Below are 26,305 nucleotides of genomic sequence, written 5' to 3' on the forward strand. Positions count from 1 at the left end.
ATGTGGCGGGATTGTCGCCACAAGCATCGTGGCTGAAGCCGCTCCCACAAAAAACTGGAGCGGGCCAGGGCTAGAGTTTGAGGTAAATATGCCGGCGATCCATGGCCCGCACGATCAGCCACCACACCGCCACGAACACCACCGCGAAAGCCAGCGACGGGACGTAGGGGCCGAACCGCGGCGCCATCCAGCCGGCAAACAGATGCTGGTACAGCCAGCCCTGCCCCAGCCCCGGCAGCAAGATCTGCATCAGCTCGGAACCGGCGTACGCGGCGATCGCATTGACGCCGAAGCGCCGTCCCCACGCCGGCCAGCCGCGCCGATCGATCAACCGATGGAACGCCAGCAGCGCCAGCGCGGCCCAACCCGCCGTCCACAATACGAACGACGACGTCCACAGATTCTTGTTGAACGGCAGCCACAACGACCACGCCGCACCCAGCAGCAGCGACAGCACGCCGCCGATCAGCAACGGCCTGAGTCTGTCCGCGCGCAACCAGCAACCCGCGCGCAATCCGAGCAGCGCGGTGGCCAGTGACGGCAATGTGCTGAGCAGGCCTTCGGGATCGTGGCCGCGTCCGGTCGCCGGGTCGATCAGATAAACGAAGCGGCCGAACACGGCCGTGTCGGTGCGGCTGACGATGTTCGTCCATGGCTCCAATGACCCGCCGCACCACAGCAGCGCCCAGTAGCCGAGCAGCCCTGCCGCGATCGCGGCCCATTGCGTGCGCGGCCTGGCGTAGAGCGCGAACAGCGCAACGCCTGCGTAGCACACGCCGATCCGCTGCAGCACACCGGGAAAGCGCAGGTGCGCTCCGGGCATCCACCACCACGCAAGGACATTGATCAGCACGCCGAGGCCGACGATGCGCACGGCTCGTTTCAATGCGCTGCGCATCAGCGCCGCGCGATCGGCGCCCTGCTCCCATCGCGGCAGGATGGCCTGCGCCACCGACACGCCGACCACGAACAGAAAGAACGGGAAGATCAGATCGGTGGGCGTGCAGCCGTTCCACGTCGCGTGATCGAGCGGCCAGTAGACGTGATCCCAGTCGCCCGGGTCGTTGACCAGCAACATCGCCGCCACGGTGCAACCGCGCAGCGCATCGAGCGAGGCAAGCCGGCGCGATAGCGTACTCACGGCGCCGCTTCCGGTAGCAGCGCGACGCGGTCCAGAGCGTACAAGGGACCATCGGTGGGCGCGGTATAAAGCAGACACAGCGCATGCTCGCCGCGCTGCGCCGGCAGCGTAGCCTGGAGCGTGAAATTCCGGGCGCTGCGCGCCGGATCCGGCAGCGGCATGCTGGCCAGTACCGGCCCGTCGCATCGATCCTGATGCACCACCAGCTCGCCGAACGGCGTCGCGTGCGGATGCGCCACCACCAGCTTCGCCTCGTGCGCCAGCGCGTAGTTCCGCTCGAGTCGCACGGCATCGACGCGGATCGTTGCGATACCGTCCATCGGTGTCGACGGATACGACTGGCAGGTATTGAACAAGTTGACGCTATACACCGGAGCCAGCGAAGCGGCATCGGGCAACGGCTGCACGCGCAGGCGGAAATCGCTGCCCGGGCAGTTCGGCATCTCGTTGCCGCTAACGCTCAGCAGCTCCGCCCGCGACAACACGCGCTGGCGAGGTGCCGCCAGCATGCTGCCATCGGCGGCCAGCGTCACCACGCGTACCGTGGCGGGCAACTTCACCGCCAGTGGCGCGCGGTACTCGGGCGAGTCGCGCCCCGGCACGCTGCCGTCCAGCGTGTAGCGCAGGACACCACTGCCGGCCTCATTGGACAGGCTGACCTGCGCCGTGCCGCTGGCCAGCGCCGCGTTGCGATCCAGCGAGATATCCGCTGCGAATGCGCTGTCGGCATAGGCGATGCCTTGTGTGCGATAGCGTGCGAACTGCGCCGGCAGACGGCTGGTGAAGCTGCCCCAGTCGCGCGACGCCGCCGGCGACCAGTCCACCTCGCTCAGCGCCGCGAGGCGCGGGAACGCCGCATGCTCGACATGCTGCATCGTCGGCATGTGCTCGGTCCACGCATTCGCCTGCGCGCCCAGCACGTGTTGCGCCTGCGCCGCGTCGAGCTCCTTCGGCACCGGCTCGAACGCGTAGACGCTGGCAAGGTCGCGCACCGGCATGCGTCCGGCGGTTTCGTCGGCGCGGTCGCTCTGCAGCTGGTCGAGATACAAGTCCGGCGCGGGCGACAGCACCACGTCGTGCCCTTGCTGCGCCGCCTTGATCGCACCCTTCGTTCCGCGCCATGACATCACCGTGGCATCGGCCGGCACGCCGCCGTCGAGGATTTCGTCCCAACCGATCAACCGACGCCCATGCGCGTCGAGGTAGCGGCCGACGCGGTCGATCAACCAGCCTTGTAGTGCATCCTCGTCTTTCAGACCCAGCGCACGCATCTTCGCCTGTACCGCCGGCGAGGCCTGCCACTGGTCCTTGACCGCCTCGTCGCCGCCGACGTGGATGTACTTCGACGGAAACAGCGCCATCACCTCGTCCAGCACATCGGTGATGAATCGAAAGGTGGCGTCGTCGACGTTGTACAGATACGGATTGACGCCCCAGTCCACCGACACCGGCGGACGCCGGCCGGTGACGCCGAACTGCGGATACGCCGCCACCACCGCCTGCGCGTGGCCGGGCATGTCGATCTCCGGCACCACCGTTATGTGGCGCGCGGCGGCGTAGGCGACAACGCGACGGATATCGTCCTGCGTATAAAAGCCACCGTAGCGCTGCGGCTCGCCGTCGTGCCCGGCATCGGGCGGCCTGCGCCACGCGCCGAGGCGGGTGAGTTCGGGATAGCGCCTGATCTGGATGCGCCAGCCCTGGTCGTCGGTGAGATGCCAATGGAACACGTTGAGCTTGTGCTGGGCCATCTGGTTCAGCAATTGCTCGATCTCGGCCACGCTCTGGAAGTGCCGCGCGGAATCCAGCATCAGCCCGCGCCAGGCGAAACGCGGCTGGTCGCGGATATGCAAGGCCGGCAGTTGCACCGCACCGTGTCGTGCGTCGGGCGTGAGCAGTTGCCACAAGGTCACCGCGCCGTAAAACAGTCCGGCATCATCGCGTGCGGTGATGCGAATGCCCTGCGGCGCGACATCGAGCGCATAGCCTTCGCGGTTCACCACAGGCGCGTGCGGATCACGCAGCAATACGATCGAAGACGCTTTTGCGGCGCCTTGCCGCACCGGCAGGTGCAAGCCGCGGGTGCTCGCGATCAGCTCGGCCAGATAGCGCGCCGTGCGCTGGGTCGATGCGGCATGATCGGCGACGACGATCGACGTGTGCGCGTCGACATTGAAACTGCCGCGGTCGACGTCGAGTTGGGCCGGCAATGGAATCAGCGGAACCGTCGCTGCCGTAGCGGCATGCGCAACGCGCGCGGGCAACGCGGCCAGGATCACACCAGCCAGCAGGCAGTGACGGCACAGCAGGAGAAAACGGCGTGTCATCGGCAATCTCCATCGCAAGCGTCGAAGGATGCCATGCGCGGCACCCGATGACGCCAAAAAAAAACGGGCCCGGTACGAGGGTCCGGACCCGGAAGGGGAGAGTGCGGAGCCATCCATGGCTCGCGATTGCGTGAAACAGGTTCAGAGCTTGAAGCGGAGACTCAAGTAATACTGGCGACCATTGACATAGAACGCGGAAGGCTGCTCGCCGTAGGCGGGGTTCTTGGTGAAGTACTTGAGCTTCGGGTTGTTGAGGTTCATCGCGTCCAGCGACAACGACATCCAGTCGGTGAGCGTCATGCCGAGTGAGGCGGAGAGCGTGCCGATGCTGTCCTGGTAGAAGGTATCGGTACGGCTCACACCGGCGTAGAAGCTCGAGCGGTAGGTGTAGCTGACGCGGGCATTGAACCGCTTGTTCTCGAAGTAGCCCGACAGGTTGTAGGTGTTCTTCGACGTGCCCTGCAGTGGTCTGTCGTTGCTGGCGCTGCCTTCGGCATAGGTGTAGTTGGTCGAAATACCGAAGTTCTCGCCGATCGGCTGGATGTAGTTCAGCTCGACGCCCTTGACGTGGCCGTTGACGTTGTGCGGCACGCTGATGAGGTAGGTGCTGAACACGTCGTGCCCGGCGGCCTGGCTGGCCTGCATGTCCTTGAACTGGCGGTTTTCGTTACCGAAGCCGATGTAGTTCTTCAGGTTCATGTCGTACACACCGGCCGACAGCAGGCCGCGCGGTGCGAAGTACCACTCCAGTGCCGCGTCGAAATTGGACGAGACCAGTGGTTCGAGCTTCGGATTGCCGCCGCTGCCGGTATGCGTCAGGTCATCCGCCGACACCGAACCGGCCAGGGCGGAGTAGTCCGGCCGGGTCATGGTCTGCGACGCCGCGAAGCGCGCCACCAGATCGTCGCGGATATCGAACTTCAGGTTGCCGCTCGGCAGCAGCTTGCTGTAGCTCTTCTTAAAGGTGTTCCAGTAGTAGTCGCCGAAGGCCGAGCCGGTGATCGGGCCCTGCACCGTGGCGGCCTCGGCATCGGGAGCCGTGCTGGTATACCCGATGTTTTCCTTGGTCTTCACGTAGCGCAGGCCGACGTTGCCGGCCACGATGCCGCTTTCGAAGTTGAGCTGGGCGTAGGCGGCCGAATCCTTCTCGTTGACCTTGTAGATGTCGTTGAAATAGAAGCGCGACACCGGATCGCGATTGGCGAACGACGCGTCGATCGCCGCCAGCTGGCCCGGCGTGTAGTACCAGATGCTCTGCGGGATGCTGCCGCCCAGCGAGCTGGTGAAGTCGCCCGGATAGTTCTGATGGCTGGTCGGATAGGCGGCCGGATCGGTCCAGTTGCTGGACCAGTTCGGACCTTGCGCGATTTCGCTCGGGTTCTTGCGGGTGTGGTCGGCGTAGCGCACGCCGAAGTCCAACGAGGAAATGGCGCCATCGTCGAACGCCAGCGAGCCGTCAAGTGCGCCCCAGTTTTCGCTGTCCTTCACGTGGATGTCCTGACCACCGAAGATCCAGCCCGCCGAGGGCAGGATGCCGGAGGGCGAAGAGTTGTCGCCGCCGAGGTTCCAGTTGATGGGATGGCCGGTGCCGTTCATGGCCCAGCTGGCGCCGCCGCCGGCGGCAGTGCCCAGCTCGATCACGTCCTGGGTCGGGCTGTCGCCCTTGCCTTTGGTGGTGCCGATCTGGCCCTTCAAGCTCAGGTGGTCGGTCACGCGCCAGTCGGCGTCGAGGGTCAGGTAGCTGGATTGCGAGGATGCGCCGGGACGGGAGATCTGGTCGTACACGCCGTACGGATTGGTCCCGCCGCTGATCGATCCGTTGGTGACCACATTGTTGCTGACCGAGCCCGGCGTCAGCACGCCGCCGGTTGCGCCGCCCAGCGCGCTGCTGGCCCACATCATGTAGTTGCGGTTGTAGTTGTCGGCCTTGAGCTTGGAATAGAAGCCATTGAGGTCGAGGGTGAGGTTGTCGGTGGGCTTCCACTCGAGGTCGATCACGCCGCCTTTGCGCTCACGTTGCTGGGTGAACAGCACCGCGCCGATTTCGTTCGGGTAGTACTTGCCGTTTAACTCGGGGTGTGCGGCCACCGTGTTCGGAGCGGACGCGGCCGTGATCTGGTTGTAGCCGCCCACCACTTCCTGGCCGTTGCGCTGCAGGCTGCGCTTCTCGTAGAACGCCTGCACCATCACGCCGAAGGTATTGCTGTCGTTCTTCCAGTTGAACAAGCCATCGAACTGCGGCTTGGTGTTTCCGGGCAGATCGGCATAGACGCCGCCGATCGACGCTTCGGCCGTCACCGGCTTGGCGAATTCCAGCGGCTTGCGGGTGATGATGTCCACCGAGCCGGCGCTGCCGCCTTCGACGATCTTGGCCTCCGAGCTCTTGTGTACGACCACCTGGCTGACGACTTCCGACGGCAGCAGGCTGTAGCTGACACTGCGTCCCACGGTTTGTACCTGGCTCAGCACGAACCAGTCGCCGGTACCGATGTTGTGGCCGTTGACCAGCGTCTGGGTCATGCTGGGATTGGTGCCACGCAGGCTGACGCGATCGTTTTCGTCGAAGCCGCCTTCACTGGCGCTGGAGGAGCTGATGTTGACGCCGGGCAGGCGCTGCAAGGTATCGGCCACGTTCTTGGCCGGCAGCTTGCCGATGTCTTCGGCGGTCACGACTTCGATGTGCGAGGCGGCGGCCTGCTTGATCTGCAGCGCCTCGGCTTCGCTGTCACGGATGCCGACCACGGTGACCGTGGCCAACTCCTTGGCTTTCTTTTGCTGCGCCTTGGTGGCGCTGGTGTCGGTCGACTGCGTGGTGTCCTGTGCATAAAGCACACCCGACACACACAGACTGGTGATGATGCTGGCGGCTAAAAGTGTCTTGCGATAATTCATGATGTCCTCCCCTCAGAGGCTGGCTTGAATCAAAACCGTCGTGGCGACGGTCATGGACTTGTGTTGTGGCTGGCTTGGCGCCGTGTCACCGGATGGCGGTCGTCTCACTCTCCCTGCCGCTCATCCAGAAACCAGCCTGCGGCGCCAATGACACCAAGCTGGCCGTGCTCGATCAGTCGTACCGGAACCTGTTGCAGATAGGCGCGCATCACGCCCTTGTTGAAGTAGCGTTCGGTGAAGCTGCTGGCCAGCAGGAACGGCTGGATCTGCGGCAGGATGCCGCCGGCCAGGTAGACCCCGCCGCGGGCGCCGTACAGCAGCACCAGATCGCCGACGAAGCTGCCGAGCAGGCCGCAGAACACCTCCAGCGTTTCCACCGCCGCGGCATCGTTGCCGGCCAGTGCGGCACCGGTGATCTCTGCCGGCGTCAGCAACCGCGCAGCGCTGCCGCGCAGTTCACACAGCGCGCGGTAGACCTTGAGCAGACCGGGACCGGACAGCGCGTCCTCGAACGACACGTGCGGACGATCGCGGCGGAACAGGCGCAGGATCTCGATCTCGCGCTCGGTGCCAGGCGCCAGCGAAATCTGTCCGGCCTCGGTGGCCAGCACCTGCGCACGCGGCTGGCCCGGCAGCAGCACGGCCGAACCCAGCCCGGTGCCCGGACCCATCACCAACACCGGCCCGGACGCCGCCGGTTGGGCGGCCTCGATGATCGGCCTGATCTCGTCCGCATCGATGAACTGGGTGGCGTAGGCGAGCGCCTCGAAATCGTTGATCACCGCCAGCCGCTGGATGCCGAGGCTATCGCGGATCTCGCGGATCGACACCGGCCACGGCAGGTTGTCGTTGATGATCGCGTCGTCCAGCACGTAGCCGGCGCAAGCCACTGCGCAATGACGGATCTGACCTTGCATCGCCGCGTACGGCGTGCCGCCCAGCTGCCCGACAAAGTCCTGCAGCATCGCGGTGAGGCTGCTCCAGTCGGCACAGCTGTAGCGGTGATAGTGCAGCACGCTGACTGGGCGCTTGCCTACCGCATTGCGGACGACCAGCCCGATGCGCGCATGCGTGCCGCCGACATCCGTGGCCAGGAACGCCTCGCTGAAACCCGACGCAGCTGCCTGCGCCGTCGCCGACGGTTCCGCTGCATGACGCTGGTTGGCGACTTCCCCCACTCCACTCTCCCCGTGGCCTGCAACGCCCGGTCCGGTGCAGCGATGATTCGCCGCCGACCGGGCCGTGGCCTGATTTGGACGGAGTCTGCTGGCCAAATGACAACGTTGTCAACTGGGTTCGTGACAAATTTGCGAACATTCGATATTGCGCCGCAGCATAGCTGTCATGGCACCCCGGAAAATCGCCTGAGCAAGCCTCATGATTGGCTATGCCTGGCGGCTTTCAGAAGAGTTCTGCGTTTCCGAAGCGTCGTGCGGCAGTGCCGCAGCAGCATCCTGATATAGCCGTCTGGATGGCCCGATCGAGGTCTCGAACGGCGGCCCTTTGCCAGGTATTAATTGACAACGTTGCACTTTCCGGCGATTAAGGAGACATTCGCGTCTGTCCCGGTCATTCGATCGGTGCGGTACGCTCGGACTCCGGGGAGAAAACAAGACCATGGCAACCACGATGACGGCGGCGCCGTCCGAACGCACCAACCTTGGCCCGATGCTGATCATCGGCCTGCTGTTTTTCATCTTCGGCTTCGTGACCTGGCTCAACGGGCCGCTGATCACTTTCGTCAAGCTGGCCTTCAATCTCGACGATGTGAATGCGTTTCTGGTGCCGATGGCGTTCTACCTGTCGTACTTCTTTCTGGCGCTGCCGGCGTCGTCGGTATTGCGTCGCACCGGCATGAAGAAAGGCATGGCGCTCGGACTGTTCGTGATGGCGATCGGCGCGGTGCTGTTTGGCCAGTTCACCACCATGCGGATGTATCCGGGCGCGTTGACCGGACTGTTCGTGATCGGCGCCGGTCTCTCATTGCTGCAGACTGCCTCCAATCCGTACATCAGCATTCTCGGCCCGATCGACAGTGCGGCGCAGCGCATCGCCTTCATGGGCATCTGCAACAAACTGGCCGGCGCGATCGCACCGTTCGCGTTCGGCGCACTGGTACTCAGTGGCATCAGCACTTTCGGCCAGCAGGTCGAGTCGGCGCCGACGCCGCAAGCACGTGAGGCGTTGCTCAACGCCTTTGCCGGCAAGGTGCATCTTCCGTACATGGTGATGGCCGGGCTGCTGGTGCTGCTCGCCATCTGGATCGCCCGCTCGTCGCTGCCGGAAATCAAGCCCGCCGGCGCGAACAGCGAAGGCGCCATTGGCCACAAGGACGGCAGCATCTTCAGTTTTCCGCACCTGTGGCTGGGCGTGCTGTGCCTGTTTCTGTACGTCGGCGTGGAGGTGATGGCCGGCGATGCGATCGGCACTTATGGGGCCAGCTTTCACCTGCCGCTCGAGGAGACGCGCTTCTTCACCTCGTTCACGCTGGGCGCGATGCTGCTCGGCTACGTTGCCGGCTTGCTGCTGATTCCGCGCTTCATCTCGCAGCAGCGTTATCTGGCGGTCTCGGCGGTGCTCGGGGTGCTGTTCACGCTCGGCGCGTTTACTACCAGTGGATACAGCTCGGTGCTGTTTGTCGCAGCGCTCGGCTTTGCCAATGCGATGATGTGGCCGGCGATCTTTCCGCTGGCCATCAATGGCCTCGGTCGCCACACCGAAGCCGGATCGGCGCTGCTGATCATGGGCATCGCCGGCGGCGCGGTGGTACCGCAGCTGTTCGTGCACCTGAAGCAGCACATCGACTTCCAGCTTGCGTTCATGGTGCTGATGGTGCCGTGCTACCTGTACATCCTGTACTACGGAATGGTCGGCCACCGGGTCGGCCAGAAGTCCGGCGCATGAGTCGCTCGTCGCGTCGGGTATGGCCATAAGCTAGGATGCATGCGATGCCGCGCATTCCTGCGCGACGTGGTCGGCGCGGCGGCGCCCTTTATCACGATGGGCGCCTTACATCACGATGCACGAGGTTCAGCGGGTGCGTAGCGCCACCATCAAGGATGTAGCCGAACGGGCCGGCGTTTCGCTGAAGACCGTCTCGCGCGTGATCAACAACGAGCCTTCGGTGCACGCCCGCACGCGCGAGAAGGTGCAGCGCGAGATCGACGCGCTCGGCTACCAGCCCGATCCTTCCGCGCGCAGCCTGCGCAGCACCCGCGCGTATGCGTTGGGGCTGGTCTACGACAACCCGAACGCGCACTACATCATCAACCTGCAGCGCGGCGTGCTGTCGGTGTGCCGCAGCAGCGGCTTCGGCCTGCAAATCCATCCCTGCGATTCGTCCTCGCCGAAACTGGCCGACGAGTTGCGCGATCTGGTACGGCGTTCGCGCCTGGCCGGGCTGGTGCTGGCGCCGCCCATGTCCGAGCAGCCGGCGCTGATCCGTGCGCTGAGCGAAGCGAAGATCCCGTTCATCCGGATCATCTCGGCACGCAAGGATCCGCAGGACGGTTCTCCCTGCGTGTATGTGGACGACCGCGATGCCGCCTATGCGATCACCGAGCATCTGATCCAGCTCGGCCATCAGCGCATCGGTTTCCTGTGGGGCGGCACCGATCACCGCTCCAGCGTGGAACGCTACCAAGGTTACGAGGACGCATTGAAGGATTACGGCATCGCACTGGATCGCAAGCTGATCATCCCGGGCGACTACACCTTCGACGACGGCTTCCGCGGTGCGCGCAAGCTGCTGGCGCTGAAGGACCGGCCCAGCGCGATCTTCGGCTCGAACGACGAGATCGCCGCCGGCGTGCTGGCGGCGGCACACTCGGACGGCATCAACGTGCCGTACGAATTGTCGATTGCGGGGTTCGAGGACAGCCCGTTCTCCAAGCAGTCGTGGCCGGCCCTGACCACGGCGCGGCAGGCCACCGAAGACATCGCACGGCACGCCGCGCAGCGATTGATCGGCGACCTGCAGCGTGAGGCCAACGGCGAAGCGATCAGCAGCACCAACGAGGGCTTCAGCCCCGAACTGGTGGTGCGTGGCTCGACGGCGCCGCGGCACACCACACCCGCCAAACGCTGAAGCCTGCGCGACAGCGCATCGCCCAACCTCAACCCCGCGCGATCAAGCCGATCGCCAGCAGCGCCAGCAGCACTCCGCCGAGATTGAGCCGGCTCAACCGCTCGCGAAACAGCAGCAGACCGACCAGCGCGCCCAGCGCCACCACACCGATATTCATGCTGGCAAACACCAGCGCCGGATGCTGCGGCAGCGCCTGGTGGCCGCGCAGGTAGAACAAGATGTTGCCGAAGTTGGCCAACCCCAGCGCGACACCCGCCAGCGCACTGCGCGCGGTGAAGCGGGTGCGGTCACGCAGACGGCGCCACAGCTGCAGCGCCAGGGCGACCAGCAGCGCCAGCGCAAACATCGCCTGCAGCGACGCACCCAGCGGTACGCCGGCCTGCGCCACGCGCTTGAACAAGATATCGATCACGCCGAAACCGCCGAACACCAGCAGCGGATACAGCCAACCGGCGGGTCCGCTTTCCACCACGCGCTGCCTGCCGCGCCACACCATGCACAGCAAGGCGAGCAAGCCCAGTGCGATACCCAGCGCCTTGAACGCGGTGAGCTGTTCGCCGAACAACAGGAACGCCGCCAGCAGCGAGAGCAACAGCGACAGCCGTTGCGCGGCATCGCTGCGTACGATGCCGGCATGCCGTACCGATGCGGCCAGCGCCAGGAAGATCGTCGGCAGCAGCACACCCAGCCCGATCAGCGCCAGCCACGGCGCACCCGGTTCGCGCAGCGGCGCCAGCGCCGGTTGCAATATCAGCGCGGTGAGTGCGCCGGCCACCAGATAATTCCAGGCGATGGCCTGGCTCACGTCGATCTCGAAACGTCGCGCCAACTTCAGCAACACCGACACCAGCACGCTGCACACCACGCTGAGCAGTACGTAGATCACCCATCACCCCGCAAGCGGCAAACCATCATTGTGCCGCAGTGTGGCTGACGCATCGAACATACGCTGGGCGTCGCCGCCCGCTCAGAAGGAATCCAGGGGGATCTTCAGATAGCGCACACCATTATCCTCGGCCGGCGGCAGCTGGCCGGCGCGCATGTTCACCTGCACCGCAGGCAGGATCAGCGCCGGCATGGCCAGGGTGGCATCGCGCGCGCTGCGCATGCGCACGAACTCGTCCTCACCGATGCCGTCGTGTACGTGGATATTGCCGCTGCGCTCGGCCGCCACGGTGGTCTCGTGGGCAAACGCGTCGCGGCCACCGGCCTTGTAGTCGTGGCAGAGAAAGATCCGGGTGGCGTCAGGCAGCGCGAAGATACGCTGGATCGAGTGGTACAAAGTGCGCGCATCGCCGCCGGGAAAATCACAGCGCGCGGTGCCGTAGTCGGGCATGAACAAGGTATCGCCGACGAAGGCGGCATCACCGACCAGATGGGTCATGCACGCAGGCGTGTGACCGGGCGTATGCATCGCCACGGCTTCGATGTCGCCGATCATGTAGCGTTCGCCGTTCTTGAACAGATGGTCGAACTGGCTGCCGTCGCAGCGGAATCCGGGGCCGGCATTGAACAGGCGACCGAACGTATCCTGCACGTCGCGGATGTGTTCGCCGATGCCCAGCCGACCGCCGACTTGCGCCTGCACGTACGGCGCCGCCGACAAATGGTCGGCATGCACGTGGGTGTCGATCACCCAGTCCACGTCGAGCCTTTGCGCTCGCACGAACGCGACCAGCGCATCGGCGGACGTGCGCGCCGTACGACCGGAGGCGGCGTCATAGTCGAGCACGCTGTCGAACACGGCCGCCCTGCCGGTAGCCGCATCCCACACCACATAGCTGAAGGTATGGCTGACCTCGTCGAAGAACGCCTGCACCTCGGCGCGCTTCATCGCCGGCTTCCTCCGGCACACGGGAGCTGGTGCCACCACACCGGTCGATGAGCGATCAGCGCGCCGCCGTGCAAGGCGTCGAGGTAGGGGTGCATGGTCTCGCTTCCTGTGAATACGGACGTGGGGATTATCACCTCTGCGCGATCGGCAGCTGCATCATGTCGATTCGGTAGTTTGGTCCCGGGGGAGACGTTGGGCGACGACGCCTGATCCGGCCACGACGGAACCGCCACGCGGATGGTGCGGTGTTTCAGGCCGGCGATGGACGCAGCGCGAAGTAGCGTCCCGGCGACTGCCCGAAGCTGCGCCGGAACATCGCCACGAAGGCACTGACGCTGGCGTAGCCGAGCGCGTCGGCGACGGTGGCAACCGGTTCGCCTTCGGCCAGCTGTTCCAACGCCCGGCTGAGCCGTGCCTGCTGGCGCCATTGCGCGAAGCTCAGCGCGGTCTCGGCGCGGAACAACCGGCTCAGGCTGCGTGCCGATAGTCCGGCACAGGTGGCCCAGTCCTCCAGGCTGCGGTTGTCGTGCGGCTGTTCGAGCACGGCCTGGGCGACGCGCAGCAGCCGGCGGTCGAGCGGCATCGGCAGATGCAGCGGTTCGTGCGGTGCGCGACGCATCTCGTCCAACAACACCGCCATCACCCGATCCTGCTCCGCGTCCAGCCGTTCGTGCCAGGTCCACGAGCTGGCGCGGCGCACCAGTGCGCACATCAGCTCGCTGACCCCGATCACGCAAGGGTGCTCGGGCAGGCCGTGGTCGATGTCCGGCGTGATGAATACACCCCAGCCGCTCATCACCCCGCTGATGCTGACCGTGTGGAGTTCGCCCGGCGGCATCCAGCCGGCACGGTGCGGCGGCAACATCCACGAGCCGTGTTCGGTGTGTACGTGGACGAGGCCGCTCTCTACGCAGAAGAACTGCCCGCGCAGATGCCGGTGCCAGTCATAGGTGTGGGTTTCCTCGCCGTATTCGCTGGCGGCTTCACGCTCGATCCTGTAGGCGATCAGCCCCGGGCCGCCGACCTGCTCGATCAGTTCGTGGACCTGCTGCTGCTTGGAGGACGTCATGGCCAGTTCTCGACATAAATTGACCAAATAACGTTATCAGCTTGCCTGTGACCATGCTTATGCTTTCGCGTACCCCGACCACGTTCTGGCACCCGCCACTGCCGCCGCTTGCGGCCTCCGTCGATGTCGCGGATGTGCGCTCGCGGTCACACCGCGCACTGTTCGCGCGTCCTTGCTGCAGTTGCCCGTGCATCGCCGCGTTCCGAACCGAGGATGACCCCCATGTCACCGATCGAGCTGCTTTCCATGAAGCCCAAACCGACGGTCTCCCCGCTGGAAACCTTTGTTGTCTGCGCCCACCAGATGCTGGATCCGGCCACCCCCGAGCAGGTGCGCCGCGCCATGGAGCCGCGGCTGCTGGCCCAATTACCCGCGTTACGAGCCTTGGGCGTATTCGAGCTGTTCGAGTTGCGCGACCCGGCTCTGCGCGCGTGGCTGACAGACGAACTGGACGGCCTGGAAACCGCATTGAAGCACCCGCGGCCCAAAATTTTGCTGGAACAAACATAAACAGACATATATTTGCCTTGACAAATATATTTTGGGCAATAGAATGCCCGGCATGAATCAGAACGATCCCACCCAGACCTCAGTCACCAACGAGCCCCATGCGCCGAGCCTGGGGATGCTGATCACCATGGTGCGCTCCGAGATAGTGCGTGCGATCGAGGCCGCGCTTGCCAGCCAAGGCCTGGATCTCAGCTTCACCCAGTACCTGATCCTCAAAAAGTCGCAGCAGCTCGGTCCGGTGTCGGCCACGGAACTAGCCCGTTCGGTGGAGCTGGATGGCGGTGCGATGACACGCCAGCTGGATCAGCTGGAACGCAAGGGTTATCTGCGTCGTTCGCCGCACGAACAGGATCGCCGCGCGCTGCGCATCGAACTCACCGAAGCGGGCAGCACGGTCTGGCAGAACACCGCGTCCGTCTGCAGCGAGCGCGTGATGGCCGCGGCGCAGCGCTCGATGAATCCTGCCGAGCAGGCGCAGCTGCACGACTACCTGGAGCGCATGTTGCAAGCGCTCCGCGACAAGAACTGAACCCATATCCCTGGACCTCATCCCATGCGTCTGCAACTACTTGCGGCTGCCACCGTACTGACCTTCGCACTGGCCGGCTGCGTCAGCAGCGGCGGCGTGCATCCGGACGGCACGCCGATCGACCCCGCCACCCTGAAGACCCAGCGCAGCCTCGCCGGCGTCAACGTGTCGCCCGCCGCATGGCCGGCCACGGACTGGTGGACCGGGCTGGGCGATACGCAACTCGATACGCTGATCGCTGAGGCGCTGAAGGACAATCCTGGCCTTGGCATTGCCGATGCGCGTGCCCGCGCGGCGCAGGCCGAAGCGGGTGTCGCCGATGCCGCCCGCGGCCCCAGCGTAAACGGGGGCGCCGCAGTCGCTGGCGCCCGGCCGCCGGCCGCGCTGCTCGGCGACAAGGCGCATTTCGAGATGGCCAAGTACGGCTACGCCAGCTTCAAGTGGGACCTCGATCTGTGGGGCGGCAAGCGTGCCGCGTGGGAAGCCGCAGTCGGCCAGGCGCATGCGGCCGAGGTCGATGCCCGCGCCGCACGCATCGAACTTTCCGGCAACGTCGCCCGCGCCTACGTCCAACTCGGCTACGCGTTCATCCAGCAGGATCTGGCGGCAGGCGAACTGCAGCGCGCAAGCCAGTCGCGCGAGCTGACTCGCCAGCGCGTCGCCGGCGGCATCGACAACCAGATCCAGCTGAAGCAGAGCGACGCCGAAGTGGCTACTGCCGAGGAGGACGCGGCGCTGGCCAAGCGTGCGGTCGACGCGGCGCGCTCGTCGCTGTCGGTGCTGCTGGGCAAGGGTCCGGATCGCGGGCTTGAGATCGCCCGGCCGCAACTGCTGAAACCCGCCGAGCTGGCGGTACCGACCCATCTGCCGGTCGATCTGCTCGGCCACCGCGCCGATCTGGTCGCCGCTCGCTGGCGTGTCGAGGCTTCGGCCAAGGACATCAAGGTGGCGAAAACCGAATTCATGCCGAACATCAGCATCGGTGCGTTGGCCGGCGTGATCAGCATGGGCGGCGGTAACCCGCTCACGCTGCCGTCCCGCTTCTACCAGTTCGGACCGTCGCTCAGCCTGCCGATCTTCGATGGCGGCAAGTTGCGCGCAAACCTGTCCGGCAAGGATGCGCAGTACGACCTCGCCGTGGCGCAGTACAACCAGACCCTGGTCGGCGCGCTGAACCAGGTCGCCGACGAGTTGTCGGCGCTGCAATCGGTGCAGGACCAGCTCGCCGCGCAACAGCGCGCGCAGGACGCGGCGCAGCAGGCCTGGGAGCTGGCGCTGCAACGCTACAAGGCCGGCATCGGCAGCTATCTCGAAGCACTCGTGGTGCGCCAGCAATTGCTCACCGCCAACCGCGGCATCGCCGCGCTGCAGGCGAAGCAGGTCGATCTTTCCGTTCAATTGATTCAGGCCCTCGGCGGCGGCTTCCAGCCGCAGGCCGGGGTGCCGATGCCTTCCCCGTCTCCCCACTCTTCGCGTTCCTGAGGCAGCCCCATGTCCAGCCAGACCATTCCCGATCCGAGCGGCACCACGACCGTGAGCACGCCGGTCGCCCCGCCACCCAAAAAGAACTCGCGCGGATTGATGCTGCGCGTACTCGCCATCGTCGTATTGCTCGCCGTCGTCGGCTGGGCGCTTTGGTACTTCCTCGATGGCCGCTGGTACGAAGGTACCGACGATGCCTACGTCAACGGCAACGTGGTGCAGATCACGCCGCAGGTGCCAGGCACCGTGGTCAGCATCGGTGCCGATGACGGCGACCTGGTGCACGCCGGCGACGTGCTGGTGCAGCTCGACCCCAGCGACGCCGATGTGGCGCTGGCCGAGGCGAAGGCGAATCTAGCCAACACTGTGCGCAAGGTGCGCGGCCTGTATTCCAGCGTCAACGGCGCGCAGGCCGACGTGGCCGCACGCAAGACCGCCGTGGACAAGGCCCGTGCCGATTACAACCGCCGCGTCGCGCTGGCCAAGTCCGGCGCGATCTCGGCCGAGGAACTGGCGCATGCCAGCGACGCATTGACCAGCGCCGAGAGCGGCCTGATCGTCTCGCAGCAGACGTATGAGACCAGCAAGGTGCTGGTCGACGATACCGTGGTGGCTTCGCATCCGGACGTGCAGGTTGCGGCGGCGCGTCTGCGTGCGGCGTTCCTCGACGATGCGCGCGCCACCCTGGTCGCGCCGGTGGACGGCTATGTGGCCAAACGTTCGGTACAGGTCGGTCAGCGCGTGCAGCCGGGCGCTGCCTTGATGGCGGTGGTGCCGCTGCACGGCGTGTGGGTGGATGCGAACTTCAAGGAAACCCAGCTCACCGGGATGCGATTGGGCCAGCCGGTGGAGATCGAGTCCGATGTCTACGGCGGCAAAGTGAAATACAAGGGCAAGGTAGAGAGCCTCGGCGTCGGTACCGGCAGTGCGTTCTCGCTGCTGCCGGCGCAGAACGCCACCGGCAACTGGATCAAGATCGTGCAGCGCATCCCGGTGCGCATCGTGTTCGACGACCCGACCCAGCTGGACAAGCATCCGCTTCGCCTGGGCATGTCGCTGACTGTCGATGTCAGCCTGCATGACCAGAGCGGCCAGACGCTGGCGCAGCAGTCGCCGACCCAGCCGGCCTTCAGCACCGACGTATACAAGCAGCAGCTGGCCAAGGCCGACGCGGCGATCATCCGCATCGTCCACGCCAACATGGCCAGCAGCAAATAATCCCAACGACCGATACCGATGACCGCCCAATTCCGCCCACCCAATCTGGCACTCAGCACGATCGGTCTGTCGCTGGCGACCTTCATGCAGGTGCTGGACACCACGATCGCCAACGTCTCGTTGCCGACGATCGCGGGCAACCTCGGCGTCAGCAGCAACCAGAGCACCTGGGTGATCACCTCGTTCGCGGTGAGCATGGCGATCTCGCTGCCGCTGACCGGCTTTCTGACCCGTCGCTTCGGTGAGGTGAAGCTGTTCGTCTGGTCTACCCTGCTGTTTGCGCTGACGTCGTTCCTGTGCGGCGTCTCGCAGAGCATGGGCATGCTGATCGTGTTCCGCGCGCTGCAGGGCGCGGTGGCCGGACCGATGTATCCGATCACGCAGAGCTTGCTGATCAGCATCTATCCGCCAGCCAAGCGCGGCATGGCGCTGGCACTGCTGGCGATGGTGACCGTGGTGGCGCCGATCGCCGGCCCGATCCTCGGCGGCCTGATTACCGACAATTACTCGTGGCCGTGGATCTTCTTCATCAACGTGCCGATCGGCATCTTCGCCAGCATGGTGGTGGCGAACCAGCTGCGCGGTAAGGTCGAGAAGACCGAGCGCCCGAAGGTCGACTATGTCGGCCTGATCACCTTGATCGTCGGCGTCGGCGCACTGCAGATCGTGCTGGACAAGGGCAATGACGAGGACTGGTTCAACTCCACCTTCATCATCGTCACCAGTGTCGTCTCGGCGATCGGCATCGCGATCTTCCTGATCTGGGAGCTGACCGACAAGGATCCGATCGTCAACCTGAAATTGTTCCGCCACCGCAACTTCACCGCCGGCACGATCGCCCTGATCCTCGCCTACGCGGCGTTCTTCGCGATCGGCCTGCTGGTGCCGCTGTGGCTGCAGCGCAATCTCGGCTACACCTCGACCTGGGCCGGTTACGCCACCGCGCCGCTAGGCGTGATCCCGGTACTGCTGACCTTCTTCGTGGGCAAGTACGCCGCCCGATTCGACCTGCGTCTGCTGGCGTCGGTGGCGTTCGTGGTGATGGGACTGACCTGCTTCATGCGCGCGGACTTCTTCATCGGCATCGACTTCTACCACGTGGCGATGGTGCAGCTGATCCAGGGCCTGGGCGTGGCGCTGTTTTTCATGCCGATCCTGACCATTCTGCTTTCGGACCTGCAACAGAACGAAATTGCCGCCGGCTCCGGCCTGGCTACGTTCCTGCGCACGCTCGGCGGCAGCTTCTCCGCCTCCCTGACCACGTTGCTATGGGAACGTCGGGCAGTGAGCCATCACGAACAACTGGCCGAACACATCACCGCCTACAGCTCGACTTCGCAGACGGCGATCAGCCAGATCGGCCAGGGCAACCCGCAGGCCGGCGCCAGCGTGATCAACGACATGATCACCCAGCAGGGCTACCAGATCTCGTTCAACGAGGTGTTCCACGCGCTGGGCTGGGTGTTCATCGGACTGGTGTTCGTGATCTGGCTGGCCCGGCCGCCATTCAGCGCGAAAGCCGGCCCGGCCGCCGGCGGCGGACATTGACGCCGCCGCCGCAATCGCAATCTAGGGATTGAAGGCCACGCCCACCAGAGCCATGGTTTCGCCGCGGTTGGGGTGGTGCAGATTGCCGTTGGAAATGTGCCGGACCTGCAGGCTGAAGCGCCGCCCCTGCCAGCCCAGCGTGCTGACGAATTCGTAAGGCGTGCTCAATGCCTGCGTGCGGCCGGTATGCAAGGCTGGCTGGAAGCTGAGAAACAGCGGTCGATACCAGTCGCCGGCATCGCCATAGTGGAGACGCGCCCCACCTGCGACCAGCCAGATCTGGTCGCGCGTGGTGTAACGGCCGCCATCGAAACGGGCGATGTTGCGGCCATCGAGCCAGCCCAATGAAACGTCCGGAGACCAGCTGAAGCGGGTATCGCCGAGGCGGTGTTCGTCGAACACGCCTTCGGCAAACACGGTATTCGCCGCATAGCTGTCCATGTAAGTCCGGCCGCCCTGGATTTCCAGACGAGCGGCGGCGGCGGGAAAGGCGAGCGCGACAAGGGGTAACGCGAGCAGAACGAGGGACGCACGGGAAGGCAAACGCATGGAGAGACCTATAAGAGATAGGGAGCGGTTGGTTTGTGTACCCCATAGTTTACTAAACGATGTCGCGCACAGGTGAAGCCCGCCGATCGTGTGGCGGAAACACTATGTTTCTTCGGCATGCGCGTAGCCTGCAAAAATCCCCGCGGTATCTGCCGGGGCTATTCCCTCGGAACGGTGAAGCTGCCGGTTTAGCGAGCGATGATTTTCGACGCGGCAGCCGCTGGTTGCAGACTGGTGCTGTCCAGATCGAGCGCGCTCGATTCCAGCAGCACTGCATGGGGATGCGCCTGGTGTATCGCCGCGCCGAACTGCGCGGCATCACCGACCACCACGACCTTGCTGCCATCGGCATCCAGATGTTTTGCCGCGTACTTTTCGATCTGCTTCGGCGTGACTGCTTGCACTTGCTCGATGTATTTGCCGATCTGCTCCAGCTTGACGCCATGGATGGCCAGCTCGCCGACCTGCTCGGCGAGGCCGGCGGTGGTTTCCAGACTGTTGCCATAGCTACCGATCAAGGTCGCCTTGCGCGCCGCCAGTTCGTCCGCGGAAACGCGTGCGCTGCCGAGCTGCTTGAACTCGCCCAGCACCAGCTCCACCACTTGCGGCGCCGAGGGGTTCTTGGTCTGCGCGGCGGCCAGCCACATCCCGGCATCGCCCAGTGCCTGCAGCCGGCTGCTGGCGCCATAGGACAGCCCGCGCTTGATGCGGATCTCTTCGTTGAGGCGCGCGGAATACGAACCGCCGAGCACCGCGTTGGCAACGATGCCGACGTAGTAGTCGGCATCGTTGCGCGGCGGCGCCGCATGCGCGACGACCACGCCAGCCTGGCCGGCGCCATGCTGATCGATCAGCAGGATCGCCGGCACGTGGCTGGCAGCCATGCCCACCGGCCGCGGCGGCAGTGGCGCAGCCGGTTTCCGCCAGTCGCCGAAACTGTTCTGCGCCAGCTGCTGCGCCTGCTCCGGCGTGACATCGCCGGTCAGGATCAGGATCGCGTTGTCCGGCCGGTACAGTGCGTCATGCAGATGCTGCACGTCATTGCGGCGGATCCGCGCGATCGACGCCGGCGTGCCGCTGCGCGAATGGCCATAGGCGCCGTCGCCGAACACGCTGCGACCAACCGCAAGCGAGGCCAGTGCGGTCGGCCGGCTCAGCGACAAGCGCAGATCGTCGATCGCCTGTGCCTGGGCCCGCTTCAGCTCGGCCGCACTGAAGTCCGGCTGGCGCGCCACCTCGGCGAGCAGGCCCAGTGCCTGCGGCAATTTCGGCGTGGTCACGGTGACGCCCACCGCGCTTTGATCCCAGCCGGCGGCGGCGCTCAAGGACCCGCCCAACGCTTCGACGGCGGCGGCGATCTGCGGCGCGGTCTTGCCGGCGGCACCTTTGCTCAGCAGGTTCGCGGTGAGGTCGGCCAGGCCGGCCAGCTGTGGCGGATCCATCTCGCCGCCGCCATGCAACACCAGCTGGGCGGTGACCAGCGGCAAGCCGGCGCGGCGCACGCTGATCACTTGCAGGCCGTTCGCCAGCGTCTGTGTGGATGGCGTGGGCACGCTCAGTTTCGGCGCCGGGCCGGGAGCCGGCGGCGTGGCAGGGAAATCAGCGGCGGAAGCCATCGCGGTCGACGCGCCAACGGCGGTCATCAGCATGGCCATAAAGACGGCCAGACGAATTACTTTCACGTGACGGCTCATTTCGCTGCTCCCTTGCCTGCGGCCGATGCGGACGTGGCGGCCTGTGGCAGATAATCGATGGTGACGCTGTGCGCACCGATGACGTACTTCTGCAGTACCCGATGGACGTCGTTCTCGCTGACGTTCTGCAGCGCGGCCAGATCGGTGTTGACGTGTTCCGGATTGCCGTCGATCAGACTCGCCTGGCCCAGCGCGAACGCGATGCCCTGCGCAGTCTGGCGTTGTTTCAGCTCGCTGGTCAGCAGCTGGGTTTTCACCTTGTCGAGTTCGGTGGCCGGTATCGGCTGGGTCGCCAGCCAGATGATCTCCTCGTGCAGCAGTTTCTCTGCGGCAGCCGGCGCGTGACCGCTGGCGAGGATCGCGTAGGCGATGAACAGACCCGGGCCGACCCGGCCGTCGGCGTCGGCGCCGACTTGCTGGGCGACCTGATGGCGATACACCAGCGACTGGTACAACCGCGACGAATCGCCTTGCGACAGCAGCGCGGCGGCGACCTGCAGCGGAATGCTGTCGGCACTGTCGGCGGCGGGCGGGATCAACCAGGTGATCGCCACCGCGGGCAAGGGCGCCGTCTCGCTGGTGACGGTGTAGCGCATATCCCTCTTGCGCACCGGCTCTTGCGCGGCGACCTGCGGCACCGCCGTGGCCGGTTTCGGAATCCAGCCAAAGTACTGATCGACCCAGGCGTCGAGCTGCTTCGGATCGAAATCACCGGAGACGATCAAGGTGGCGTTGTCCGGCCGGTAAAAGGTGTTGTGGAAATCGATCACGTTCTGCAGCGAAGCCGCTTCCAGATCCTCGATGCTGCCGATGGTCGGCCGCTGGTATGGATGCACCGTGTACGAGTGTGGATCGATGGCGTTGAACAGCTTGCCGTATGGATTGGCCAGTACGCTCTGGCGGTACTCCTCCTCCACCACCGCGCGCTCGGACTTGAAATTCTTCTCGTCCACGTTGAGGTTGGACAGCCGTTCGGCCTCGGCCCACAGCAAGGTCTGCAGGTAGTTGCTGGGCACGATCTCGAAGTAGTTGGTGACGTCGTCCCCGGTAGACGCGTTGTTGGAACCGCCGACGTCTTCGGTCAGCCGGTCGAACTGCTCGGCGTGCATGTGTTTCGTGCTTTTGAACATCAGATGCTCGAACAGATGCGCGAAGCCGGAGCGACCCTGCGGATCGTCCTTGGAACCGACGTGGTACCACATCTGCACCGACACCGTCGGGCTGTCGTGATTCTCCACACTCAACACCTGCAAGCCGTTCGGCAAGGTGCGCTGGTGGTACTGGATCGACGGAATGCTCAGTTCGGCCGCAGCCAGCGGCGGCGACAACGCCGTCACGGCGAACAAGGCGAGTGAAGCCAGCAAGGCGGTCGGACGCAGACGCATGGTCATCCCTTCAATCCTTCAGGTGAAAGGCCAACCATAGCAAGTCGACGAAAGCGCTGGCGCGTGGCTTCCGGGCCACCGTGTGGGTTTTGGCTCCGCCCTTGACGGGCCATTTAATCCGGGTAGAATTCGCTCATTATTTCATCCGGGTAAAATAAAGTGAGCCAGTCCAACCCACCTAACTGCAGCGCGTTCGACCACCAGCGCCTGATTGCCAGCGGCCCATTGGTCGAGGTGGTGCGCGCAACCAAGCAGGCGCTGGATGCGGGAGCGCACGGGCCGTTGCTGATTTTCGACGATCAAAGCAGTCGCCAGATAGAGATCGATTTTCGCGGCACGATCGCGCAAGTGCTGGCGCGATTGCCGCAGGGCGAAGCCGCGCCGGAGCCTGCCGCACGCGGCCCCGGCCGACCGAAGCTGGGGGTGACGCCGCGCGAGGTGACCTTGTTGCCCCGACATTGGGACTGGTTGTCCAGCCAGCCCGGCGGCGCTTCGGCGGTGTTGCGGCGGCTGGTCGAACAGTCCATGCGCAATCATGGTGCGAAGGATCGCGCACGGCTTGCGCAGGAGTCGGTCGATCGTTTCATGCTCGCGATGACCGGTGACCTCAGCCAGCACGAAGAAGCGTCGCGCGCGTTCTACCGGCATGAGCGCGAGCGTTTCATCGCGCTGACCGAACCGTGGCCGCGCGACGTGCGCGATCATCTGCGCCGGTTGGCCGCCACAGCCTGGGACGACATGGCGGCCAGCTGATCGCTCTCGCCGACACTCGCACCACGCGGGCAGATCAGGACGCGGTCTGCTGCCCGCCCAGCGCCCTGAGCCGCTTCTTCTCCGCACGGCGAGCTTGCCTTGCGGCCTTGCGGATCTTGCGGTCGTAGTTCCACAGGTAGATCGCCGGCGTACTCAGCAAGGTCAGCAGCTGCGACACCAGCAGGCCGCCGACGATGGCGATGCCCAGCGGCTGGCGCATTTCCGAGCCGATGCCGAAGCCGATCGCCAATGGCAGCGCCGCACCCATCGCCACCAGGGTGGTCATGGTGATCGGGCGGAAGCGCACCAGCGCCGCTTCGCGAATCGCTTCGGGCGCGGACAATCCCCGCTCGCGCTCGGCGACCAACGCGAAGTCGACCATCAGGATCGCGTTTTTCTTGACGATGCCGATCAGCATCAGGATCGCGATGATCGCCATCATCGAGATCTGCGTCTGCGTCACCAGCATCGCCAGGAACGCGCCGGCACCCGCGGCCGGCAAGGTGGAGAGAATCGTCAGCGGATGACCCAGGCTCTCGTAGAGGATGCCGAGCACGATGTACATCGCGATGATCGAGCCGAACAGCAGCACCATGCCGTTGGACTGCATCTGCTGCAGGCGCTGGTTGGCACCGGTGTAATCGACCTTGACGCCGGCCGGCAGACCCGTCGCATAAGCCGCCTGCTCGACCAGCTTGACGCCACGATCCTGCGGCACGTCCTTGGCCAGGTTGTAGCTGATCGTGGCCGCCTGCAGCTGGTTGTGGTGGCGCACCCGGATCGGGCTGCTGTTCGGCTCGATGGTCGCCAGCGCGGACAGCGGGATCATCTTGCCCTGATCGTTGCGCACACGCACGTTCAGCAGCGACTGCGGGCTCACGCTTTGCGCCGGGTTGACCGTCAGCACCACCGAATACTGGTTGATGTCGGAATAGATCTGCGACACCTGGCGTTGGCCGAACGAGTTGTACAGCGCCGAATCGATCGTGCCGATGCCGACATGCAGGCGTCCGGCGGCCTCGCGGTCGATCTTCAGGAGCTGCTGCTTGCCGACCTGGTCGAAATTGCTGCCGACGTCGCGGAATTCCTTGATCGCGCGCATCTGCCGCACCATCTTCAGCGCCCACGGCTGCAGGTCGTCGCCGTTGGTGCTGATCAGCTGGAATTCGTACTGGCCGCCGTTGTCGCCGCTGCCGCCACCGCCGAGAAACTGCGCGGCGCTGACCGAGACCTTCACGTGGGGCAGCAGGTCATAATGCTTCGCGAGCCGCTCGACCACTTGCTTGATGCCTTCCTTGCGCTGACCCGGACCGTTGCCGTGCGGCTTCAGGTCGACGAACATCTGCGCGTTGTTGCCGACTGCGCTACCGTCGCCGCCGCCATTTCTGCCGAGCATGGTCAGCTGGTCGAGCACCGCCGGATCGGCCAGCATGATCTTCGCTACCGCCAGCGTGCGTTCGGTCATCTGCTGCGGCGAGATGTTGGCGTCGGAGCTGATGTCGACCTGCAGCTGGCCGGTGTCCTCGTCCGGCATGAAAGTGCCGCCCGCGGTCTTCGCCACAGCAAAGCCCAGGGCGAAGGTAAGGATCAGCAAGGTCAGCGGCTGCCAGCGCATGATGCGCCGGTGATGCATCGCCCAGTCCAGCGCGCGCTCGTAGATGCGCAGCAGGTTGCGGTCGAAATTCTCCACCGCCTGCTCGATCCGCCCCGGCGGCTTGCGGTCGACCGGCTCGTGCCGCAACAGGTGGGCGCACAGCGCCGGGGTCAGCGTCAGCGAGACCAGCGCCGAGATCACCACTGCCGCGGTCAGCGTCACCGAGAACTCGCGCAGCAGCATGACCAGCATGTTGTTGCCGAACAGCAGCGGCGCGAACACCGCCACCAGCGACAGCGTTATCGAGACCACCGTGAAGCCGATCTCGCCGACGCCGGTCAGCGATGCCTGCAGCGGCGTCTCGCCGCGCTCCATGTGGCGCACAATGTTCTCGATCACCACGATCGCGTCGTCCACCACGAAGCCGATGCACAGCACCAGCGCTACCAGCGACAAGGTGTTGAGTGTGTAGCCCAGCGTCCACATCACCACGAACGCACCGGCCAGCGACAGCGGCACGCTCAGCGTGGCGATCAGGGTCGGCCGCAGCCGGCGCAGGAATACCAGCATCACCAGCACCACCATCGCGATCGAGATCAGCAGCGCCACTTGCACTTCATGCAGCGCCGACTTGGTGGTCTGGGTGAGGTCGAACACCGGCGTCATGGTGATGTTCGACGGCAGCGACGCGCGCAGCTGCGGCAGCTTGGCGCGGATCGCCTCCACCGTGGCCACCGCATTCGCCTCCGGTCGCTTGGAGATCTGCAGGCCGACCGTACGCGCGCTGCCGGTCTGCTTGGTATCGAACCACGCCGCCTGATATTGATCCTGCTGGCCGCCGTAGACCTTGGCCACATCGGACAGGCGTACCGGCGTGCCGTTCTTCACCGAGATCAGCAGGCGGGCGAACTCGGCCGGCTCGTGCAGGCTGTCGCTGGCGGTCACCGTCATCTGCGTGCGGCCGTCGCTCAGCGTGCCCTGCGGCGAGGTGACGTTGGCCGCGCGCAGCGCGTTGGCGACGTCGTTCGCGGTAAGCCCCTTGGCCGCCAGCGCGTTGTTGTCCAGCTCGATGCGCACCGCATGCGGCGTGCCGCCGAACACCTGCACCTGTGCGACGCCGTCAATCTGCGCCACGGCCGGCTTGAGCAAAGTGTCGGCCAGGTCGAACAGCTGATCCTGCGGCAATCCGGTCGACGTCAACGTGAGGAACAGGATCGGGATCTGCGAGGTATCGAACTTGAAGTACTGCGGCGGCGACGGCATCCCCGTCGGCAGGTCGACCGCGGCCGCGTTGATCGCTGCCTGTACGTCGCGCGCGGCGCTGTCGGCAGTGCGGCTCATGGTGAAACGCACCATCACCGAGGCGGAACCCTCACTGGCGTTGCCGTACATGTCGTCTATGCCGGGAATTCGGCCCAGATGCCGCTCCAGCGGCGCCAGCACGGTGTTGGCCATGGTCTGCGCACTCGCGCCCGGCTGGCTGGCCACCACGTAGACGCCGGGGAAATCCAGCGACGGCAGTGCGGCGACGCCGAGCAGCATGTACGCCCATGCTCCGGCCAGGATCAGGCCGAGGGCAAGCAGCGAGGTACCGACCGGGCGGCGGATCAGAGGTGCGAAAATATTCATGGCGTTTCCGTGGCCGACAAGTATGACGCCAGAAACGGCACGCGCAGCACGTACGCGTTCGACG

General features: G+C 65.2%; 19 protein-coding genes. 8 read left to right on the plus strand and 11 right to left on the minus strand.

The window, feature by feature from the left end; genetic code table 11:
• Window positions 1-70: 70 nt before the first annotated feature.
• The 4 genes from BUA26_RS08365 to glk form a co-directional block, all read right to left on the minus strand.
• Complete coding sequence (locus tag BUA26_RS08365) at window positions 71-1,141, minus strand: acyltransferase family protein (protein ID WP_072759461.1); 1,071 nt, start codon at window positions 1,139-1,141, stop codon at window positions 71-73.
• Window positions 1,138-3,468, minus strand: a complete 2,331-nt coding sequence (locus BUA26_RS08370) for a beta-N-acetylhexosaminidase (protein ID WP_072759463.1) — start codon at window positions 3,466-3,468, stop codon at window positions 1,138-1,140. Before BUA26_RS08370 ends, BUA26_RS08365 begins: the two co-directional genes overlap by 4 nt.
• Window positions 3,469-3,609: 141 nt before the next feature.
• Entirely contained in the window at window positions 3,610-6,360 is a 2,751-nt protein-coding gene (locus tag BUA26_RS08375) for a TonB-dependent receptor (RefSeq protein ID WP_072759465.1), read from the minus strand.
• Window positions 6,361-6,464: 104 nt separating this feature from the next.
• Entirely contained in the window at window positions 6,465-7,538 is a 1,074-nt protein-coding gene (gene glk, locus BUA26_RS08380; protein WP_072759467.1) for a glucokinase, read from the minus strand.
• A gap of 439 nt (window positions 7,539-7,977) precedes the next feature.
• On the opposite strand from glk, the gene BUA26_RS08385 reads away from it, so the two are divergent.
• Window positions 7,978-9,264: a sugar MFS transporter gene (locus BUA26_RS08385; protein WP_072759469.1), complete on the plus strand. Its 1,287-nt coding sequence runs from the start codon at window positions 7,978-7,980 to the stop codon at window positions 9,262-9,264.
• A 133-nt stretch (window positions 9,265-9,397) separates the two neighbouring features.
• Entirely contained in the window at window positions 9,398-10,447 is a 1,050-nt protein-coding gene (locus tag BUA26_RS08390) for a LacI family DNA-binding transcriptional regulator (protein ID WP_072760203.1), read from the plus strand.
• Between the two features lie 28 nt (window positions 10,448-10,475).
• Here the strand turns inward: BUA26_RS08390 and BUA26_RS08395 are convergent, their stop codons facing one another.
• The 3 genes from BUA26_RS08395 to BUA26_RS08405 all read right to left on the minus strand — a co-directional run bounded on the left by BUA26_RS08395 (window position 10,476) and on the right by BUA26_RS08405 (window position 13,350).
• Window positions 10,476-11,333: an EamA family transporter gene (locus BUA26_RS08395; RefSeq protein WP_072759471.1), complete on the minus strand. Its 858-nt coding sequence runs from the start codon at window positions 11,331-11,333 to the stop codon at window positions 10,476-10,478.
• A gap of 81 nt (window positions 11,334-11,414) precedes the next feature.
• The gene (locus BUA26_RS08400; RefSeq protein WP_072759473.1) at window positions 11,415-12,281 is read right to left on the minus strand and encodes an MBL fold metallo-hydrolase; all 867 of its coding nucleotides are present in this window, start codon (window positions 12,279-12,281) and stop codon (window positions 11,415-11,417) included.
• 250 nt (window positions 12,282-12,531) lie between these two features.
• Complete coding sequence (locus BUA26_RS08405; protein ID WP_072759475.1) at window positions 12,532-13,350, minus strand: AraC family transcriptional regulator; 819 nt, start codon at window positions 13,348-13,350, stop codon at window positions 12,532-12,534.
• A 222-nt stretch (window positions 13,351-13,572) separates the two neighbouring features.
• Here BUA26_RS08405 and BUA26_RS08410 point away from each other — a divergent pair, with 222 nt between their 5' ends.
• From BUA26_RS08410 to BUA26_RS08430, 5 genes are all read left to right on the plus strand, one after another.
• Window positions 13,573-13,860 (plus strand): hypothetical protein, encoded by a 288-nt coding sequence (locus BUA26_RS08410; RefSeq protein ID WP_072759476.1) that lies wholly within the window; start codon window positions 13,573-13,575, stop codon window positions 13,858-13,860.
• A 52-nt stretch (window positions 13,861-13,912) separates the two neighbouring features.
• Window positions 13,913-14,389: a MarR family transcriptional regulator gene (locus BUA26_RS08415; RefSeq protein WP_072759478.1), complete on the plus strand. Its 477-nt coding sequence runs from the start codon at window positions 13,913-13,915 to the stop codon at window positions 14,387-14,389.
• Between the two features lie 24 nt (window positions 14,390-14,413).
• On the plus strand, window positions 14,414-15,871 hold the full coding sequence (locus BUA26_RS08420) for an efflux transporter outer membrane subunit (RefSeq protein ID WP_072759479.1): 1,458 nt from the start codon (window positions 14,414-14,416) through the stop codon (window positions 15,869-15,871).
• 99 nt (window positions 15,872-15,970) lie between these two features.
• A complete protein-coding gene (locus BUA26_RS08425; RefSeq protein ID WP_255368246.1) occupies window positions 15,971-17,089 on the plus strand; it encodes an HlyD/EmrA/EmrK family protein in 1,119 nt (372 codons plus the stop codon).
• An 18-nt stretch (window positions 17,090-17,107) separates the two neighbouring features.
• Window positions 17,108-18,637, plus strand: coding sequence for a DHA2 family efflux MFS transporter permease subunit (locus tag BUA26_RS08430; protein WP_072759483.1), 1,530 nt, complete (start codon window positions 17,108-17,110; stop codon window positions 18,635-18,637).
• Window positions 18,638-18,658: 21 nt separating this feature from the next.
• On the opposite strand, the gene BUA26_RS08435 is transcribed toward BUA26_RS08430, so the two are convergent.
• From BUA26_RS08435 to BUA26_RS19690, 3 genes are all read right to left on the minus strand, one after another.
• Window positions 18,659-19,186 carry an acyloxyacyl hydrolase gene (locus BUA26_RS08435; RefSeq protein WP_072759485.1) on the minus strand — a complete coding sequence of 176 codons (528 nt, stop codon included), beginning with the start codon at window positions 19,184-19,186 and terminating at the stop codon, window positions 18,659-18,661.
• 188 nt (window positions 19,187-19,374) lie between these two features.
• Window positions 19,375-20,868 carry a M16 family metallopeptidase gene (locus BUA26_RS19685; RefSeq protein WP_255368211.1) on the minus strand — a complete coding sequence of 498 codons (1,494 nt, stop codon included), beginning with the start codon at window positions 20,866-20,868 and terminating at the stop codon, window positions 19,375-19,377.
• Between the two features lie 8 nt (window positions 20,869-20,876).
• Window positions 20,877-22,271, minus strand: a complete 1,395-nt coding sequence (locus BUA26_RS19690) for a M16 family metallopeptidase (protein ID WP_255368212.1) — start codon at window positions 22,269-22,271, stop codon at window positions 20,877-20,879.
• 153 nt (window positions 22,272-22,424) lie between these two features.
• On the opposite strand from BUA26_RS19690, the gene BUA26_RS08445 reads away from it, so the two are divergent.
• A complete protein-coding gene (locus BUA26_RS08445) occupies window positions 22,425-23,018 on the plus strand; it encodes a DUF2239 family protein (RefSeq protein WP_072759487.1) in 594 nt (197 codons plus the stop codon).
• 34 nt (window positions 23,019-23,052) lie between these two features.
• Here the strand turns inward: BUA26_RS08445 and BUA26_RS08450 are convergent, their stop codons facing one another.
• Window positions 23,053-26,241: an efflux RND transporter permease subunit gene (locus BUA26_RS08450; protein WP_072759489.1), complete on the minus strand. Its 3,189-nt coding sequence runs from the start codon at window positions 26,239-26,241 to the stop codon at window positions 23,053-23,055.
• Window positions 26,242-26,305 lie beyond the last annotated feature (64 nt).

It is taken from the genome of Rhodanobacter sp. OK091 (genome assembly GCF_900142825.1).
Taxonomy (GTDB): Bacteria; Pseudomonadota; Gammaproteobacteria; order Xanthomonadales; family Rhodanobacteraceae; genus Rhodanobacter.

Coding starts and splice junctions, on each gene's coding strand:
- BUA26_RS08420 (WP_072759479.1), top strand. CDS start 14,414: ATGCGTCTGCAACTACTTGCGGCTGCCACCGTACTGACCTTCGCACTG.
- BUA26_RS08375 (WP_072759465.1), bottom strand. CDS start 6,360: ATGAATTATCGCAAGACACTTTTAGCCGCCAGCATCATCACCAGTCTG.
- BUA26_RS08430 (WP_072759483.1), top strand. CDS start 17,108: ATGACCGCCCAATTCCGCCCACCCAATCTGGCACTCAGCACGATCGGT.
- BUA26_RS08410 (WP_072759476.1), top strand. CDS start 13,573: ATGTCACCGATCGAGCTGCTTTCCATGAAGCCCAAACCGACGGTCTCC.
- BUA26_RS08370 (WP_072759463.1), bottom strand. CDS start 3,468: ATGACACGCCGTTTTCTCCTGCTGTGCCGTCACTGCCTGCTGGCTGGT.
- BUA26_RS08385 (WP_072759469.1), top strand. CDS start 7,978: ATGGCAACCACGATGACGGCGGCGCCGTCCGAACGCACCAACCTTGGC.
- BUA26_RS19690 (WP_255368212.1), bottom strand. CDS start 22,271: ATGACCATGCGTCTGCGTCCGACCGCCTTGCTGGCTTCACTCGCCTTG.
- BUA26_RS08425 (WP_255368246.1), top strand. CDS start 15,971: ATGCTGCGCGTACTCGCCATCGTCGTATTGCTCGCCGTCGTCGGCTGG.
- BUA26_RS08415 (WP_072759478.1), top strand. CDS start 13,913: ATGAATCAGAACGATCCCACCCAGACCTCAGTCACCAACGAGCCCCAT.
- BUA26_RS08435 (WP_072759485.1), bottom strand. CDS start 19,186: ATGCGTTTGCCTTCCCGTGCGTCCCTCGTTCTGCTCGCGTTACCCCTT.
- BUA26_RS08405 (WP_072759475.1), bottom strand. CDS start 13,350: ATGACGTCCTCCAAGCAGCAGCAGGTCCACGAACTGATCGAGCAGGTC.
- BUA26_RS08400 (WP_072759473.1), bottom strand. CDS start 12,281: ATGAAGCGCGCCGAGGTGCAGGCGTTCTTCGACGAGGTCAGCCATACC.
- BUA26_RS08450 (WP_072759489.1), bottom strand. CDS start 26,241: ATGAATATTTTCGCACCTCTGATCCGCCGCCCGGTCGGTACCTCGCTG.